Origin of the sequence: Streptomyces sp. NPDC002176 (genome assembly GCF_044903645.1) — a bacterium.
Lineage (GTDB): Bacteria > Actinomycetota > Actinomycetes > Streptomycetales > Streptomycetaceae > Streptomyces.
Window position 1 is genome coordinate 774878 of the sequence record NZ_JBJDQW010000003.1, and the last position, 16829, is coordinate 791706.

The window sequence follows — 16829 nt, forward strand, 5'->3', positions numbered from 1 at the left end:
TAGCCGCTGCTGTGTCCCCGCGTGACAACGAAACACCCGACATCAGCGTCGTCGTCATCGTCTACAACGACGCGGAACGTCTTCCCACGGCAGTGCGGTCGGTCCTCGACCAGACCCTGCGAAACGTGGAAGTCGTCATCGCCGACGACCACTCCACCGACGGCTCCTTCGAGGTCGCCCAGCGGCTGGCGGAGGGCTCCGACCGCGTGCGGGCCATCCAGCTCGCCGAGAACAGCGGCGGCTGCGGCGAACCGCGCAACCAGGGCGTGGCCATCGCGCGCGGCCGGTACGTGATGTTCCTCGACAGCGACGACACGCTCGAGCCCAACGCCTGCCTGAACATGCTGGAGGCCGCCGAGCGCACGGGCGCCGACCTGGTCTCCGGTCTCTGCCTGCGCGTCCACATTGATAGCCGCGAGGGCAAGACCGCCAAGTGGTACGCCTGGCTGTACCGGCAGACGCGCACCTTCGACTCCGTCGACGAGATACCGGACCTCCTGGTCTTCGACACCCTCTCGACGAACAAGTGCTACCGGCGCGAGTTCCTCATCGAGAAGGGCCTGGTGTTCCCGCGCGGAATCCACTACGAGGACCTGCTCTTCTCCGCGCAGGCGTACCTGGCCGCGTCCCGGATCACGCTGATCCCGAACACGGTCTACCACTGGAACGTCGTCGAGAAGACCGAAGCGAAGTCGATCAGTAACCGTCGGCACGAGATCAACAACTTCGCCGACCGGCTGGAGATCCACCAGCGGATCGACCGCATCCTCGTCGAGGACGGCCACGACGCGCTGAAGCTGCACAAGGACATCAAGTTCCTCAAGCACGACCTGGTGCTCTACCTCCGCGAACTGCCGTTCCTGGACAACGAGTACCGGCACCTCTTCGCGGAGATGGCCCGCGGCTACATCCAGGACTTCCCCGAGGAGGCGTACGCCGGGCTCACCCCGATCCACCGGCTCTGCGCCTACCTGCTGCTGCGTGAGGACTGGGATCACCTCATGCCGGCCATCGACACGCTCCTCAACAAGAACAAGGTCTCCAGCCCGCTGGTGGAGCGGGACGGCCGGGTGTACTGGTGCGCGGAGCACCTGGACGACCCGTTGGCCCGCCGCATCCTCGACGTGACCGACCTCGGCTATCACGACAAGCCGGTGGAGAAGCTCAACCTGCGCAACGAGCTGACCCAGTACACGGAGAACCCGGCCGGGGTGACCCTGGCCGGAGCGCTGGTCAACCCGCTCGGCGTCATCGGTCCGGACGCCCGGATCGAGGCCGAACTGGAGTTCCGGGCCCGCCGCAAGAGCCTGCAGTCCTTCCGCTTCCCGGTGACGACGCTGCAGCACACGGACGGCGCCCTCACCTGGCAGGCCGCGCTCCCGCTGGCCCGGAAGCTGCGCCCGGTCGGCATCGTCGACGACGTCTGGGACGTGCGGATGCACCTGACGGTCGACGGGGAGCACACCACGAGCCGTCTCACCGTCGGCCGCACCGACCTGGAGGGCGCCGGAGCGGTCCGCGTCCGGCCGCGCCTCGGCCGACTGGTGGCCGACCGTGTCGTGCCGCACGCCTCGGCCAACGGTCACCTCGCCTTCCAGCTGGTCCAGCACGGCAAGCTCGCCCAGCAGACGTCGGCGCTCGTCCAGCGCAACATGCAGGGCAAGCCCGCGCAGGTCGCGAAGTCGGCGGTGCGCAAGGTCGCCTCCGCGCGCAAGGACCTCAACTCCGGCCCCCGCAAGGTCGAGATGTTCGAGCGGATGATCCGGCTGCTCCCGGTCCGCAAGGGCACCATCGTCTTCGAGAGCCACCTCGGCAAGCAGTACAGCGACAGCCCGCGCGCCATCTACGAGGAGCTGCGGCGGCGCGGTACGCCGGTCAAGGCCATCTGGTCGTACGCCGGATCGCGTCCCACCGGGTTCCCCAAGGACGTCGAGCTGGTGCGCCGCTGGTCCTGGCCGTACCTGCGGGCGCTGGCACAGGCCGAGTTCTGGATCGACAACCAGGGCTTCCCGCTGAAGCTGACCAAGCGGCCCGAGACGACGTACATCCAGACCTGGCACGGCACCGCGCTCAAGCGCATGGGCTTCGACGAGCCGCAGTACCGGATCAAGCCGGAGCACGAGCAGCAGGCGTACCAGCGGGCGATCGACCGCTTCGACCACTTCGTGGTCCGTGGTGAGCACGACGAGAAGACCCTCGGCCGGGCCTACCGGCTGCCGGAGGAGAAGCTGCTGCGCACCGGCTACCCGCGCAACGACGCCCTGGTGCGGGCGCGGGAGTCGGCGGAGCAGGCCCCGGCCGCGCGGGAACTGGCCAAGCGCCTCGGCATCCGGCAGGACCGTCCCGTCGTGCTCTACGCCCCCACGTTCCGGGCGCAGGACGACGGCAAGGTGCGCAAGTTCGAGTTCCCCTTCGACGTGGAGGAGTTCGCGGAGCGCTTCGGTGACCAGTTCACCCTGCTCATCCGCACGCACTACCTCAACAACGTCAGCCTCCCGCCGTCGGTCGCCGGGCGCGTCGTCAACGTGAGCGGGGTACCGGACATCACCCCGGTGCTGCTCCTGTCCGACGTGCTGATCACCGACTACTCGTCGGTGATGTTCGACTACTCGCTGCTCCAGCGGCCGATGGTGTTCTTCACCTACGACTGGGACGACTACGTGCGCAACAGCCGCGGCACGTACTTCGACCTCTCCGAGCAGGCTCCGGGCCCCGTCGTCGGGACCAAGGAGGAGCTCTTCGACGTGCTGTCCGACCTGGACGCCCTGTCGTCCGGCTCCGAGAGCAAGGTCAAGGAATTCATGACGCAGTACGGCGAGTACGACCGGGGCGACGCCGCCGCCCGCATCGTCGACCGCTTCTTCGGCTCCGAGGGGGAGGCGCGATGACCGAGCGAGACATCATCTTCGTGGCCAACGAGGTCAACGAACTGGGCGGTGTGGCCCGTTGGCAGGCCCTGATGGCCGCCCTGTTCGCCGAGCGGGGCCACCGGGTGACCATCGTGGGCATAGCCCCGCCCGAGGTGCCGATGGACCTCGGGGACAACCCGCCGTTCGACACGGTGACCCTCTACGACGTCCGGCCCCCCGGCCGCTGGCAGGCCCGCAACCTCCGTGACCGCGCCAACCTGACCGCCCGGAAGCGCGAAGCCGCCCGGGAGACGGAGATGCGCGCGGCCGCGGAGCGGCTGTCGGACATCTTCCGCGCGGCCCGGCCCGGCGCCATGATCATCGTGACCCAGGTGTGGGCCATGGAGTGGGTCGCCGCCGCGGACACCGCCGGTCACGCGGTCCTCGGCATGAGCCACGAGTCCTACGAGTACTCGCGGGGCTCCTCCCGGTTCGGGCGCGTCCAGAAGTTCTACAAGGACGTCGCCCGGCTGCTCCTGCTGACCCAGGAGGACGCCGACCTCTGGACCGGCCGCGGCCTCAACAACGTGGGCTTCATGCCGAACCCGCTGCCGATGATGCCGGAGGTGCCGTCGCCGCGCACCGAGAAGGTGGTCGTGAGCATCGGCCGCCTCGGGCACCAGAAGGGCATCGACATGCTCCTCGACACCTGGGCGGAAGCGGCACCGGGGCACCCCGGCTGGACCCTGCGCATCTACGGTTCCGGCCCCGACGAGGCGGCCCTGAAGCAGCAGTGCGCCGAGCTGGGCCTGGACGACTCGGTGGAGTGGGCGGGCCAGACCGACGACGTCGTCGGCGCGCTGCACGGCGCCTCGGTGTTCGTCCAGTCCTCCCGCGGCGAGGGCTTCCCGCTGGCGCTGCTGGAGGCGATGGCGTGCGGCGTGCCCTGCGCCGCCTTCGACTGCGCCCCCGGTGTCCGGGAGATCGTCCGGACCGAGGAGGACGGGCTGCTCGCCAGGCCCGGCAACACCAGTGAACTCGCCCGTCAGCTGGGCCGGATGATGGACAGCGCCGAACTCCGCGACGAGATGGGCGACAAGGCGCGCGCGAACGTGCAGCGCTACTCCCCCACGGCCATCACCGACCGCTGGGAAGAGCTGTTCGCCCTGCTGGAGCGCTGAGTCACCGTACGGCGAAGGGGCGGGTACCGGTTCGCTACCGGTGCCCGCCCCTTCGCCTTACCTCGGCCTAGAAAGGCTCGAAGTCGTCGAACTCGCGCTGGGACTCGTCGCGTTCGGCCTGGCGGTCCCTGCGGCGCTGGGCGGCCGGGCGCTCCTCCTCCAGGCGGTGGTCCTCGCCTCGGCGGCCGAGCATCTCGGCGCCCGCGGTGACCGTGGGCTCCCAGTCGAAGACGACCGCGTTCTCCTCGGGGCCGATGGCGACGCCGTCGCCGGTGCGGGCGCCCGCCTTCATCAGCCGGTCCTCGACACCGAGGCGGTTGAGCCGGTCGGCGAGGTAGCCGACGGCCTCGTCGTTGTTGAAGTCGGTCTGCCGCACCCAGCGCTCCGGCTTCTCGCCGCGCACCCGGAACAGCGGCTCGCCGTCGATCTCCTCGCGGGTGACGGAGAAGCCCGCGTCGTCCACGGCCTTGGGCCGGATGACGATCCGCGTCGCCTCCTCCACCGGCTTGGCGGCACGCGCCTGGCCGACCAGGTCACCGAGGGCGAACGTCAGCTCGCGCAGCCCGGTGTGGGCCACCGCCGACACCTCGAAGACCTTGTAGCCGCGCGCCTCCAGATCGGGGCGGACCATCTCGGCGAGGTCCTTGCCGTCGGGCACGTCGATCTTGTTGAGGACGACGATGCGGGGCCGGTCGTCGAGACCGCCGTACTGCCGCAGCTCGTCCTCGATGATGTCGAGGTCGGAGAGCGGGTCGCGGTCGGACTCCAGCGTGGCGGTGTCCAGCACGTGCACCAGCACCGAGCAGCGCTCGACGTGGCGCAGGAACTCCAGGCCCAGGCCCTTGCCCTGGCTGGCGCCGGGGATCAGACCGGGCACGTCGGCGATGGTGTAGACGGTCGAACCGGCGGTCACCACACCGAGGTTGGGCACCAGGGTGGTGAAGGGGTAGTCCGCGATCTTCGGCTTGGCGGCGCTGAGCACCGAGATCAGCGAGGACTTGCCCGCGCTCGGGTAGCCGACCAGGGCCACGTCGGCGACGGTCTTCAGCTCCAGGACCACGTCGTGGAAGTCACCGGGCTCACCGAGCAGCGCGAAGCCGGGCGCCTTGCGGCGGGCGCTGGCGAGGGCCGCGTTGCCGAGGCCGCCCCGGCCGCCCTGCGCGGCGATGTAGGAGGTGCCGTGGCCGATCAGGTCGGCCAGTACGTTGCCCTCCTTGTCGAGGACGACCGTGCCGTCCGGGACGGGCAGGACCAGGTCCTGGCCCTCCTTGCCGGAGCGGTTGCCGCCCTCACCGGGCTTGCCGTTGGTGGCCTTGCGGTGCGGGGAGTGGTGGTAGTCGAGCAGCGTGGTCACGGACTGGTCGACGGTCAGGATGACGTCGCCGCCCCGCCCGCCGTTGCCGCCGTCCGGACCGCCCAGCGGCTTGAACTTCTCACGGTGGACGGAGGCACAGCCGTGGCCCCCGTTACCCGCGGCGACATGCAGTTCGACGCGGTCCACGAAGGTGGTCATGGTTCGGTGCCTCCAGAAAAGTACGGGTACTACCTATGTCAACACGCGAAAGGCGGACCCGCCTTCCCGACCGGGAAGTGAGGTCCGCCTCGCGCAGCTTTAACGCTCGCGGCCGTGAATCAGAGGATTCAGGCGACCGGAACGATGTTCACGACCTTGCGGCCGCGGTTGGTGCCGAACTCCACCGCACCGGGCTGGAGCGCGAACAGCGTGTCGTCGCCGCCACGGCCGACGCCCGCGCCGGGGTGGAAGTGGGTGCCACGCTGGCGGACCAGGATCTCACCGGCGTTGACGAGCTGACCGCCGAAGCGCTTCACGCCGAGCCGCTGGGCATTGGAATCGCGACCGTTCCGGGTGGACGATGCGCCCTTCTTGTGTGCCATGTGTTCTCAGTCCCTTACTTCGCAGCCGCGGGGATCTCAGTGACCTTGATCGCCGTGTACTGCTGGCGGTGGCCCTGACGACGGCGGTAGCCGGTCTTGTTCTTGTAGCGCAGAATGTCGATCTTCTGGCCCTTGTGGTGGTCCACGATCTCAGCCTGGACCTTGATGCCGGCCAGCACCCACGGGTCGCTGGTCACGGAGTCGCCGTCGACAACGAGCAGGGTCGAAAGCTCGACCGTGTCGCCAACATTGGCGGTGGAAATCTTGTCAACCTCAACGATGTCGCCGACAGCAACCTTGTGCTGGCGACCACCGCTGCGCACGATGGCGTACACGCGGATCTCACTTTCGCTCGAAGAACGGCACCCCCGAAGGCCAGCCGCACCGGTAGAACACCACGGACGACCTCTCCCGACCGCCCAGGGCGACCGGGAGGAGAAGGTTTACGGGGATGTGGCATGTTCAAATGACACGCCGACGGTCAAGAGTACGGGGGGCGTCCCGTACGGGTCAAACCGGGCCCTGATCAGGGGCTCGGCTCAGGGGCTCAGCGGTCCAGCGAGGCCGTGTAGTCGGCGTACGCCCGCCGGATCTGGTCCGGGGACAGCTCCAGGTGCTCCAGGATCGTGTACCGGCCGGGCCGGGTCTCCGGCGCGAACTCCACGGCCCGGACGAACTCGTCCACACCGAACCCGATCTCCTCGGCCAGCACCGGCAGCCCGTGCCTGCGCAGCGAGGCGGCCATGAGGAACGAGCCCTCGTGGTCGCCGCGCAGATGCGTGGCGAAGGCCGCGCCGAGGCCCACCTGCTCGCCGTGGCTGGCGGCCCGCTCGGGGAAGAGCAGGTCGAGCGCGTGGCTGATCTCGTGGCAGGCGCCGGACGAGGGCCGGGTGTGGCCCGCGATCGACATGGCGATGCCGGACATCACGAGCCCCTCGGCGAGCACGGTGAGGAACGCGTCGTCGCCGCAGCCGCCGGGGTGCCGGAGCACCGCCTCGCCCGCCTGGCGGGCCATGGCCGCGGCGAGACCGTCGATCTTCTCGCCGCTGACCCGGTTGGCCAGCTCCCAGTCCGCGACCGCCGAGATGTTCGACACGGCGTCCCCGATGCCGGAGCGCACGAAGCGCACCGGGGTCTCCCGGATGATGTCCGTGTCGATCAGCAGCGCGATGGGCGTGGGCACGCCGTACGAGCCCCGGCCCGCGTCGTTGTCCAGGATGGACACCGGCGAGCAGATGCCGTCGTGGGAGAGGTTGGTGGCGACCGCGACCAGCGGCAGGCCGACGCGGGCCGCCGCGTACTTGGCGCAGTCGATGACCTTCCCGCCGCCGAGCCCGACCACGGCGTCGTAGCGGCCGGACTTCATCTCGTCGGCGAGCCGGACGGCGTCGTCCAGGGTGCCGCCGCCGACCTCGTACCAGGTGGCACCCGGCAGCTGCGGCGCGACCCGCTCCCGCAGCCGGGCGCCGGAGCCGCCGCTGATCGCGACCGCGAGGCGCCCGGAGTGCGAGATGCGCTGGTCGGCGAGCACGATGGCCAGGTCGGCGAGGGCACCCGGACGGATGTCCACGACGACCGGCGAGGGGATCAGCCGGGTCAGTATCGGCACGCGATCTCCCGTCCTCGTGCGAGGTCGTCGTGGTTGTCGATCTCGACCCAGGAGACGTCACCGATCGGCTGGACGTCGATCTTGAAGCCGCGGTTCACCAGCTCCTGGTAACCGTCCTCGTAGTACAGCTGCGGGTCCCGCTCGAAGGTCACCCGGAGCGCGTCCGCGAGGTCGGCCGCCGCGTCGCCCTCGATCAGGGTGACGCCGATGTACTCACCGGTCGCCTCGGCCGGGTCCATCAGCTTGGTGATCTTCTGGACGCCCTTGTCGGGGTCCACGACGACCTTCATCTCCTCGTCCGCCAGGGACTTCACGGTGTCCAGCGCGAGGATGATCTTCTTGCCGTCGCCGCGCGCGGCCAGCAGGGTCTTCTCGACCGAGACCGGGTGCACGGTGTCGCCGTTGGCGAGGATCACGCCGTCCTTGAGCGCGTCCCGGCCGCACCACAGGGAGTAGGCGTTGTTCCACTCCTCGGCCTTGTCGTTGTCGATCAGCGTGATCTTCAGGCCGTACTTGGCCTCCAGCGCGGCCTTGCGGTCGTAGACGGCCTCCTTGCGGTAGCCGACGATGACACCGACCTCGGTCAGGCCGACCTCCGCGAAGTTGCCCAGCGTCAGGTCCAGCACCGTCAGCGACTCCTCGTCGCCCTCCGGGCCCACCGGCACCAGGGCCTTGGGCAGCGTGTCGGTGTAGGGGCGCAGACGCCGTCCGGCGCCGGCCGCCAGCACGAGACCTATCATCGCGGGTTCTCCTTAACTTCCCCGGTGCACGGGGCGACTTCCCCGGTTCGCGGGGTGTGGGGGGTAAAGCCGTGTGGCCCTGCCGCGAACGGCAGGACCACACGAGGGGTGTTCGATCTCAGCTCTCGTCGTCCGACGCGGAGACCTTGGCGGTCTTCTTCGCCGTCGACTTGGCGGCCGTCTTGGCGGTCTTGGTGGCCGCCTTCTTGGCCGTCGTCTTCTTCGCCGTCGTCGTCTTGGCGGCCGTCTTCTTCGCGGCCGCCGTCTTCTTGGCGGGCGCGGCCTTCTTCGCGGCCGTCTTCTTCGCCGGTGCCTTCTTGGCCGCCTTGCGGGCGGTCTTCTTGGCGGGAGCGGCCTCTTCCTCAGCGGGCTGCTCGGCGGGCTGCTCGGCGGCGGGCGCCTCGGCGGCCTGCTCCGGCGCGGCCGACGGGACGACCAGGACGGCCGTCTCCTCGGACGCGGTCGGCGCGGTGGCCTTGCGCACCGCGCGGCGGCGCGGACGGGCCGGGGCGGCGCTCTCCTCGGCCGCCGGGGCGGCCTCCGGCTCCGGCTGCGGCTCCGGCGCGGCCACCGGCGCGGACTCGGCGACGGTCACCACGGCGGCCTCGGCCCCGGCCGGCGAACCGGCGGGCGCGGACACCTTGCGGGTGACCCGGCGCCGGGCACGGCCCTTGGGCGCGGCGTCCTCAGCGGCGGGCTCGGCTGCGGGCTCGGGCGCGACCACCGGGTCCTCGGCGGCCATCGGCGCGGCCTGCGCCTCGGCGGCGGGCTCCGGCTGGACGGGCCGGGCCGCGGCCTCCTCGGCGGAGACGGACGCGGCGGTCGGCGCCTCCTCGGCGGCCCGCTCGAACCGCTCGGCGCGCTCGGCGGAGCGGCGGTTGCCCTCCTTCGGCGCACCGGCCGGGGCCGAGGCCCGGCGCCCGGCGCGGCGGCGCGAGCGGCCCCGTCCGGCGGCGGCCTCCGCCTCGGCGACGGAGCTGTACAGCTCCTCGTCCGGGGTGAACTCCGCCGCGGGCAGCGCGATCGGCTCGGCGACCTCGGCGGCCACCTCGGCGGCCGTCTCGGCCTGCGTGTCGGGGGTCTCGGCCACGGCCGTCTCCACCGTCAGCGTCTCGCCGTCGCCCTCGTGGGTGTGGCCGTCGCCGCCGCGGCGCTTCTTGCGCTTGCCGCCACCGCCGCCACCGACGGCGGTGGGCTGCTCCATGTGGACGATGACACCGCGGCCGTTGCAGTGGACGCAGTTCTCGGAGAAGGACTCCAACAGGCCCTGGCCGACCCGCTTACGGGTCATCTGGACCAGGCCCAGCGAGGTCACCTCGGCCACCTGGTGCTTGGTCCGGTCCCGGCCCAGGCACTCCAGCAGACGGCGCATCACCAGGTCCCGGTTGGACTCCAGCACCATGTCGATGAAGTCGATGACGATGATGCCGCCGAGGTCGCGCAGCCGGAGCTGACGCACGATCTCCTCGGCCGCCTCCAGGTTGTTCCTGGTGACCGTCTCCTCCAGGTTGCCGCCCTGGCCGGTGAACTTGCCGGTGTTGACGTCGACGACGACCATCGCCTCGGTCCGGTCGATCACCAGCGAACCGCCGCTGGGCAGCCAGACCTTGCGGTCCAGCGCCTTGGCGAGCTGCTCGTCGATCCGGTACGTGGCGAAGACGTCGACCTCGCTGGTCCACTTCTGGAGCCGGTCGGTGAGGTCGGGGGCGACGTGGGAGACGTAGCCGTGGATGGTCTGCCAGGCGTCGTCACCGCTGATGATGACCTTGGAGAAGTCCTCGTTGAAGATGTCGCGGACGACACGGACGCTCATGTCCGGCTCGCCGTACAGCAGCGCCGGGGCGTTGCCCGTCTTCGCCTTCTTCTTGATCTCCTCCCACTGCGCCTGGAGCCGCTCGACGTCACGGCGCAGCTCGTCCTCGCTCGCGCCCTCGGCGGCGGTGCGCACGATCACGCCCGCGTCCTCGGGGACGATCTTCTTGAGGATGGTCTTCAGCCGGGCCCGCTCGGTGTCGGGGAGCTTGCGGCTGATGCCGGTCATCGAGCCCTCGGGGACGTACACGAGGTAGCGGCCCGGCAGGGAGACCTGGCTGGTGAGGCGGGCGCCCTTGTGGCCGATCGGGTCCTTGGTCACCTGGACCAGGACGGGCTGGCCGGACTTGAGCGCGACCTCGATACGGCGCGGCCCGTGGCCCATGCCGAGCGCCTCGAAGTTGACCTCACCGGCGTACAGGACGGCGTTGCGGCCCTTGCCGATGTCGATGAAGGCGGCCTCCATGGACGGCAGCACGTTCTGGACCTTGCCCAGGTAGACGTTGCCGACGTACGAGGTGGCCTGCTCCTTGTTGACGTAGTGCTCGACGAGCACGCCGTCCTCCAGGACGCCGATCTGGGTGCGCTCGCCGTGCTGGCGCACGACCATGACGCGCTCGACGGCCTCGCGGCGGGCCAGGAACTCGGCCTCGGTGATGATCGGCACCCGGCGACGGCCCTGCTCGCGGCCCTCGCGGCGGCGCTGCTTCTTGGCCTCCAGGCGGGTCGAGCCCTTGATGGACTGGACCTCGTCGGACGGCTCGGCGGCCTTGCGGGGCTCGCGGACCTTGACGACGGTGCGCTCGGGGTCGTCGCTGGGCTCACCCTCGCCGGAGTCACCGGCGCGACGGCGACGACGACGGCGGCGACGGCTGGAGCTGGAGCCACCGGACTCCTCGCTCCTCGTCTCCTCGGCGTCCTCGGCGTCTTCGGCGTCCTGCTCGGCGGTGTCCTCGGCGTCCTGCTCGGCCTGCTCGGCGGCCAGGTCGCCGGACTCGCCGTCCGTGCCCTCGTCGTTCTCGTCGTCGTCGTAGGCGTCGCCACGGCGGCGGCGACGGCCGCCCCGGCGGCGACGGCGGCGCGAGCCGGACTCCTCCGAGCCCTCGGCGTCGTCGGACTCGTCGTCCTCGGTGACGTCCTCGGCGGGCTCGTCGGCCGCCTCGGGCTTCTCCTCGACGGCGCGGGTCTCCTCGGCGGCGGCACCACGGCGGCGACGGCGACGGCGGCCGCTGTCGCGCTCGTCGGTGCGCTCCTCGGCGACGGCCTCGGTGGCGGTGGTCTCCGCGGGCTTCTCGGGCTCCGCGGGCGCCTCGGCCTCACCGGCACCGGCGGCCTGGGCCGCGGCCTCGGCGGCGGCGCGCTGCGGGGTCTGGAACCTCGGCTCGGTGAAGACGGGCGCCTGGAACGTGGCCACGGCGGGCCGGGCGGCGCGGCGCGGGGCGTCGCCCTCGGCGGGGGCGGGCGCGGAGAACCCGCCCGCGGCCTGGCGCACGGCACGGCGACGGCGGCGCGGGCCGCCCTCGGTCTCGGTCGTCTCGGGCTCGGCCTGCGTCGCCTTGCGGGCGGGGCGCGGCTCGGCCTCGGCGGCGGCCTCGGGCTTCTCCTCGGCGGCGGCCGGGGCACCGGCGGGCGCGGAGGCCCGCCGGGCGGCACGACGGCGGGTACGGCCCGCGGGCGCGGCCTCGGCCTCGGGCTCCGCCTCGGCGGCCGGGGTCGGGGTCGGCTCGGCCTCGGGGGTCACGGGCTGCTCCTCGGCGGCGGCCGGGGTCTCGGCGGGCGCGGAGGCCCGACGGGTGGCGCGACGGCGCGTACGCCCGGCCGGAGCGGCCTCGGCCTCGGCGGCGGGCTCGGCCTCGACGGCCGGAGCGGGCTCAGCGGGCGCGGCGGGCGTCTCGGTGGCGGCTGGGGTCTCGGCGGCGGGCGCGGACGCACGGCGCGTCGCACGGCGGCGCGGACGCGCGGCCGGAGCCTCGGTCGCCGTCTCCGTCGCGGTCTCCGTCTCGGCGGCCGGTGCCGGTTCGGCGGGCGTCTCGGCGGCGGGCGCGGCCTGGGGCGTCTCGTCGGCCTTGGGCGCCCCGGCCGGGGCGGAGGCGCGCCGGGTGGCGCGGCGGCGCGGGCGCGCGGGGGTCTCGGGGGTGGCCTCGGCGGGCGCGGCGCCCGTCTGGTCCTCGGTGTCCTGGGCCACGTCGGCCTCCTCGGCCTTGTTGTCCTCGGCGGCGATCTGGGCGGGGGCCCCGGCGGGCGCGGAGGCGCGGCGGCGGGTACGGCGCGGCGCGGCGGCGGTGCGGGAACCGCTCTCGGCGGACTCGGCGGGCTCGGCGGCGGGCGCGGCCGGTGCGGCCGGTGCGGCCGTCTCGGTGACGGTGACGGCCTCGGCGGGGGACCCGGCGGGCGCGGCGGCGCGGCGAGTGGTGCGGCGGCGCGGACGGGCGGCCGGGGCGGCCGTCTCGGCGGGGGCCTCGGGGGCCTCGGCCGGGGTGGTGGCCTCCGGCTGCGCGGTGGTCCCGGTGCCGCCGGCGGTGGCGGGCGAACCCGCCGGGCGGGAGGCGGCGCGGCGACGCCTGCGCGGAGGCAGGGTGTCGCTGGGGGTGTTCAGTTCGGAGCCCTCGTTGGGCTCGGTCGGTTCGAGCATGCGGGCATTTCTCCCGTCGGAGCTCCCGGGTCGCCGCACCTGGTCCGGGGCCGGTCTCGTAAAGACCGGCCACCGCTGACGTCCGCGGCCCGCGCGATGCGCGGTGGCCGCCGTCCGGGGCGCGGGCGCCGCACGGGAGCACGCTGTGTCCTGTCTCGCCGGTTCCGTACGCCTTGTCGGTACGGCCTGGCGAAAGTCTTCTGGTTCGGTGCGCTGCCCGACCCAGGTGGCTCCCGGATCAGAGGGCGGCGCTACGGCGTCCGTCCCTACACGGAACCTTCCGGCGTCGGCGCCGTCGCGGCGGCAGCCGGTTCGGCCTTCGGGGCCGGGGCTGCCTCGCGGTCGGGCGCGAGCGGGTCGGTCACCGTGCCGGTCTCTTCATCGAACAGCCCCTGCGCCAGCCTGGTCACCGCTGCGGGGACCGGCGGCGCCAGGTCGGCCACGGCGCGAAGACCGGACAGGACGTCGTCGGGTCGTACGGCAGGCGTCACGTGCCGAACAACCAGGCGCAGTATCGCACAGGGCTGGTCGCTGGGCCTATCAGCCGACTCGTCCCGCGTTTCCAGGGTGACGACGGCGGCGCGGGCGTCGAAGGTACGGACGCCGTTCTTGGCCATGCGCTGCACCTCCACCGTCTCCGCCGCGATGAAGGCGTCGGCGGCGCGCCGGGCCTCCTCGGGGTCGACGCCGTCCAGCCGCAGCTCCCACACGGAGGCGGTGAGCCGGTCGGCGAGCCCCGAGGTGCGGCCCTCCACGGCGTCGACGATGTCGAGCCCGGCGGGCATCGACTCGTCGAGCAGGGCGCGCAGGGTCTCGGGGTCGCGCGGTGCGGTCAGCGCGATCTCCAGGTACTCCGCCTCACTGCCCGTGCCGGTGGGTGCGGCATTGGCGTACGACACCTTCGGGTGCGGCGTGAACCCCGCCGAGTAGGCCATGGGTACGGCGGCGCGGCGCAGGGCGCGCTCGAAGGCGCGCTGGAAGTCGCGGTGGCTGGTGAACCGGAGGCGGCCGCGCTTGGTGTAGCGCAGTCGGATGCGCTGCACCGCGGGTGCGGGCGGCGGGCCTTCGGGCTGTCGCTTGCCCAGTGTCCTAGTCCTTCGTGAGAACGGTCGTACTGTCACCAAGAGTACGTGGGTCGCGCGCGGGAGGTTCCCGCCGGTCCACGGCCAGCGGCTGCCGGGGGTCGCTGAAGAGGGCCCGGCGCAGATCCCGGCGGGTCTCGCGGAGGGTGTCGCGGGCGGCGGCGAGGGTGAGCCGGGTGACCCGTCCGACCTCGCGCGCTACCCGGGCGACGGGCCGCAGGACCGCGTCGCGCACGGCGTGGCCGACCGGGGTCAGGATCGTCCGGTACACCCAGCGCGCGGGCTCCACGAAGATCCACCGGAAGAGGGTCCCCAGCGCCCGGCCCACGGCGAGGGAGACGCGCCCGGCGATCCGCCAGGCGTGCCCGAGCGCGTCGGCGACCTCGCGCACGACGACGGCCAGCACCCGGCCCACGGGGGCCAGGACCCAGCGCCACAGGGCGAGGGCGGGCAGCACCAGCAGGATGCGGAGCGTCCAGTACAGGGCGGGCGTCAGCACCCGGAGGTACAGCCACCGGGCGGGGACGACGAGCAGGTACCGGACGAGCCACGCCAGCCCCCGGCCGACCGGTGCCAGCAGATACGCGTACACCCCCCGCCCGAGGGGGGCGAGGAGATGGACGTACGCCCAGCACAGCGGGACGACCACCAGGACATGGCCGAGCCACCGCAGGGCCTTCCCTACCGGGACGAGCACCCAGCGCCACAGCGCCACGAAGGGCCACACGAAGAGGGCCCGGCCGACCCACAGCAGCGCGCGCCCGAGCGGCCGGAGCAGGGTGGCGTGCAGGTACCGTCCGGCCACGGCCAGCGCGTCCCACACCAGCCGTACCGGCACCACGAGCACCAGCACGACGATCCGGACGGGCAGCCGGACGGCGACGACGAGGCAGCCCTCCGGGGGCTGCGGGGCGGGCGGCTTGTCGAGGTCCATACCCACATGGACGCCACCGGCCCGCTTTCGGATGCCTTTTCAGGTCGCCGTGACCACCCGGGCCTTGTACGACTCCGGGTAGCGCTGGGTGAACTTGACCGCGATCACCAGCAGGGCGATGGGGATGACCCAGTTGAACCAGTCGTCCTGGTCGGGGAAGTGGATGGCGAGCCAGGTGGACGCCGTCATGATGGCGAAGGTGACGCCCCAGTACGTGGTGAGCACCCGGTTGATGTGCCGGAAGACGGGCGAGTCCCAGTACTGGCGCGGGGTCGACTCACGGGCGTACTGCGCGGTGAACGGGTCGTACAGCAGCGAGACGAACGCCACCACGGCGACCAGGCCGTTGGAGATGACCTGGGCGTAGGTCTCCACCCAGAGCAGGTCCGAGCGGTTCAGGGCGAGGGCGAGGACGGAGAGGACGGCGAAGAACACGATGCCGGCCGCGTCGAGGATGCGGATCTTCCCGTGCAGCAGGTCCTGCGCGGACAGCACGAGGGCCGCGACCAGTGCGGCCAGGGCCGCGTACTCCCAGGTGCTGGGGCTGGCCACCACTCCGAAGATGATCCAGGGGGCGAACGAGAGGAACACGCTGCCGGTACCGACGGGCTTCTTCTTGGGCGAGATCTGTTCCGTGGTCGCCTGCTGCACCATGAGGACGTCCTCCCGTGAGGTGTGCCGTCGTGGGATGTCGCGGCCCGCCCCCCTGTCCCATGGTGGCGCCGCTCGCCCCGGCCCGCACGCCGCCCGTGGTGCGGTGCGGCGGCCGGGCCCCTACCGTGAGAAGTGCGGTCCGGACCAGCGAGGGGTTCAGTCGGCCTGTCCGGGAGCCGTCATGACGTATCACTTCAGTGAGAACGACCAGTTCAACTACGAGATCCTGCTCGCCCTCGGTTCGGTGTGGCGGCAGGGAGCCGATGCGGGCGAAGTGCTCAGCACCGCCGCGTCGGTGGCGGACGGGGACGGGCAGGCGTGGTTCGACGCCTGGCTGGACCTGGGCCGCCGCGTCCGGGTGGAAGCGGAGGAGTGCGCGGCGGCCGGCCATCTGGTGAGCGCGCGCGAGGGCTGGCTGCGGGCGGCCGGCTATCTCGGTACCGCGATGGTGGGCGTGGACGCGGTCCCGGACGCGGAGAAACGCGCGGCGGAGGCGTTCGCCGAGCACCGCGCCTGCCTCGACCGGTTCCTGCTGGCCCTGGACCCGCCCGCCGAGCCGGTGTCGATCCCGTACGAGGGCACGACACTGCCCGGCTATCTGATCGGCCCGCCCGGCGCGGACGGGCCGCTGCCGACGCTGATCGCCAACAACGGCAGCGACGGCCCGCTCAGCTCCACCTGGACGCTGCTCGGCGCCCCGGCGGTGGAGCGCGGCTACCGGGTGCTGCTCTTCGACGGCCCCGGCCAGCAGTCGATGCTCTTCGAGCGCGGGGTGACCTTCCGGCCGGACTGGGAGAACGTCATCACCCCGGTCGTGGACTTCCTCCTCGCCCGCCCCGACGTGGACCCGCGCCGGATCGCGCTGGCCGGGATCAGCCAGGCCGGGTACTGGGTGCCGCGCGCGCTGGCCTTCGAGCACCGGATCGCGGCGGCGGTCGCCGATCCGGGGGTGGTGCGGGTCGCGGAGAGCTGGTGGCAGCATCTCGGGCCGGACCTGCGCGAGTTGTGGGAGTGCGGGGACCGGGACGCCTTCGACGCGATCATCGGGGAGGCGCTGGAGCAGAACCCGGCGCTGGCCGCGACCTGGCGCTGGCGGGCCAAGCCGTACGGCATCGAGGCGCCCTACGACCTGCTCCGCGAGGTCTCGCGGTACGACCTGCTGACCGAGGTCTCCCGGCACGACCTCACCCGGGTCGTGGACCACATCACCACCCCGCTGCTGGTCACCGACCCGGAGGGCGAGCACTTCTGGCCCGGCGCCTCCGAGCAGCTGTACGACGCGCTGCCGGGCGTGAAGGAGCTGGTCCGCTTCACCGAGGAGGAAGGTGCGCATCTGCACTGCGAGCCGCTCGGGCGGGCCCTGTTCGAGGAGCGGGTCTTCGACTGGCTGGACGCCCGGCTGGCCATCGCCGGGACGGTGTGATCCAGGGGTTTGATCAC

The 16829-nt window shown here is 72.3% G+C and carries 12 protein-coding genes; 3 read left to right on the plus strand and 9 right to left on the minus strand.

The window, feature by feature from the left end; translation table 11 throughout:
• Positions 1-11 precede the first annotated feature (11 nt).
• The gene (locus ACI2LY_RS17400) at positions 12-2888 is read left to right on the plus strand and encodes a CDP-glycerol glycerophosphotransferase family protein (protein ID WP_404707877.1); all 2877 of its coding nucleotides are present in this window, start codon (positions 12-14) and stop codon (positions 2886-2888) included.
• Positions 2885-4030, plus strand: coding sequence for a glycosyltransferase family 4 protein (locus ACI2LY_RS17405; protein WP_393913541.1), 1146 nt, complete (start codon positions 2885-2887; stop codon positions 4028-4030). The genes ACI2LY_RS17400 and ACI2LY_RS17405 overlap by 4 nt, the downstream gene beginning before the upstream one ends.
• Before the next feature lie 67 nt (positions 4031-4097).
• Here the strand turns inward: ACI2LY_RS17405 and obgE are convergent, their stop codons facing one another.
• From obgE to ACI2LY_RS17450, 9 genes are all read right to left on the minus strand, one after another.
• On the minus strand, positions 4098-5543 hold the full coding sequence (gene obgE, locus ACI2LY_RS17410) for a GTPase ObgE (RefSeq protein ID WP_404707878.1): 1446 nt from the start codon (positions 5541-5543) through the stop codon (positions 4098-4100).
• A 128-nt stretch (positions 5544-5671) separates the two neighbouring features.
• Entirely contained in the window at positions 5672-5926 is a 255-nt protein-coding gene (rpmA, locus tag ACI2LY_RS17415; RefSeq protein ID WP_388993590.1) for a 50S ribosomal protein L27, read from the minus strand.
• Positions 5927-5940: 14 nt separating this feature from the next.
• Positions 5941-6261: a 50S ribosomal protein L21 gene (gene rplU, locus ACI2LY_RS17420; RefSeq protein ID WP_161145910.1), complete on the minus strand. Its 321-nt coding sequence runs from the start codon at positions 6259-6261 to the stop codon at positions 5941-5943.
• Between the two features lie 212 nt (positions 6262-6473).
• Positions 6474-7535 carry an iron-containing alcohol dehydrogenase family protein gene (locus ACI2LY_RS17425; protein WP_404707879.1) on the minus strand — a complete coding sequence of 354 codons (1062 nt, stop codon included), beginning with the start codon at positions 7533-7535 and terminating at the stop codon, positions 6474-6476.
• On the minus strand, positions 7523-8275 hold the full coding sequence (locus ACI2LY_RS17430; RefSeq protein ID WP_404707880.1) for a sugar phosphate nucleotidyltransferase: 753 nt from the start codon (positions 8273-8275) through the stop codon (positions 7523-7525). The genes ACI2LY_RS17425 and ACI2LY_RS17430 overlap by 13 nt, the downstream gene beginning before the upstream one ends.
• Positions 8276-8393: 118 nt before the next feature.
• Positions 8394-12719: a ribonuclease E/G gene (locus ACI2LY_RS17435; protein WP_404707881.1), complete on the minus strand. Its 4326-nt coding sequence runs from the start codon at positions 12717-12719 to the stop codon at positions 8394-8396.
• A gap of 266 nt (positions 12720-12985) precedes the next feature.
• A complete protein-coding gene (locus ACI2LY_RS17440) occupies positions 12986-13762 on the minus strand; it encodes a TIGR03936 family radical SAM-associated protein (protein WP_404707882.1) in 777 nt (258 codons plus the stop codon).
• Positions 13763-13808: 46 nt separating this feature from the next.
• Positions 13809-14735: a hypothetical protein gene (locus ACI2LY_RS17445; protein ID WP_404707883.1), complete on the minus strand. Its 927-nt coding sequence runs from the start codon at positions 14733-14735 to the stop codon at positions 13809-13811.
• Between the two features lie 39 nt (positions 14736-14774).
• A complete protein-coding gene (locus ACI2LY_RS17450; RefSeq protein ID WP_404707884.1) occupies positions 14775-15389 on the minus strand; it encodes a hypothetical protein in 615 nt (204 codons plus the stop codon).
• Between the two features lie 181 nt (positions 15390-15570).
• On the opposite strand from ACI2LY_RS17450, the gene ACI2LY_RS17455 reads away from it, so the two are divergent.
• Positions 15571-16812 (plus strand): alpha/beta hydrolase family protein, encoded by a 1242-nt coding sequence (locus ACI2LY_RS17455; RefSeq protein WP_404707885.1) that lies wholly within the window; start codon positions 15571-15573, stop codon positions 16810-16812.
• The last annotated feature ends 17 nt before the right edge of the window (positions 16813-16829 follow it).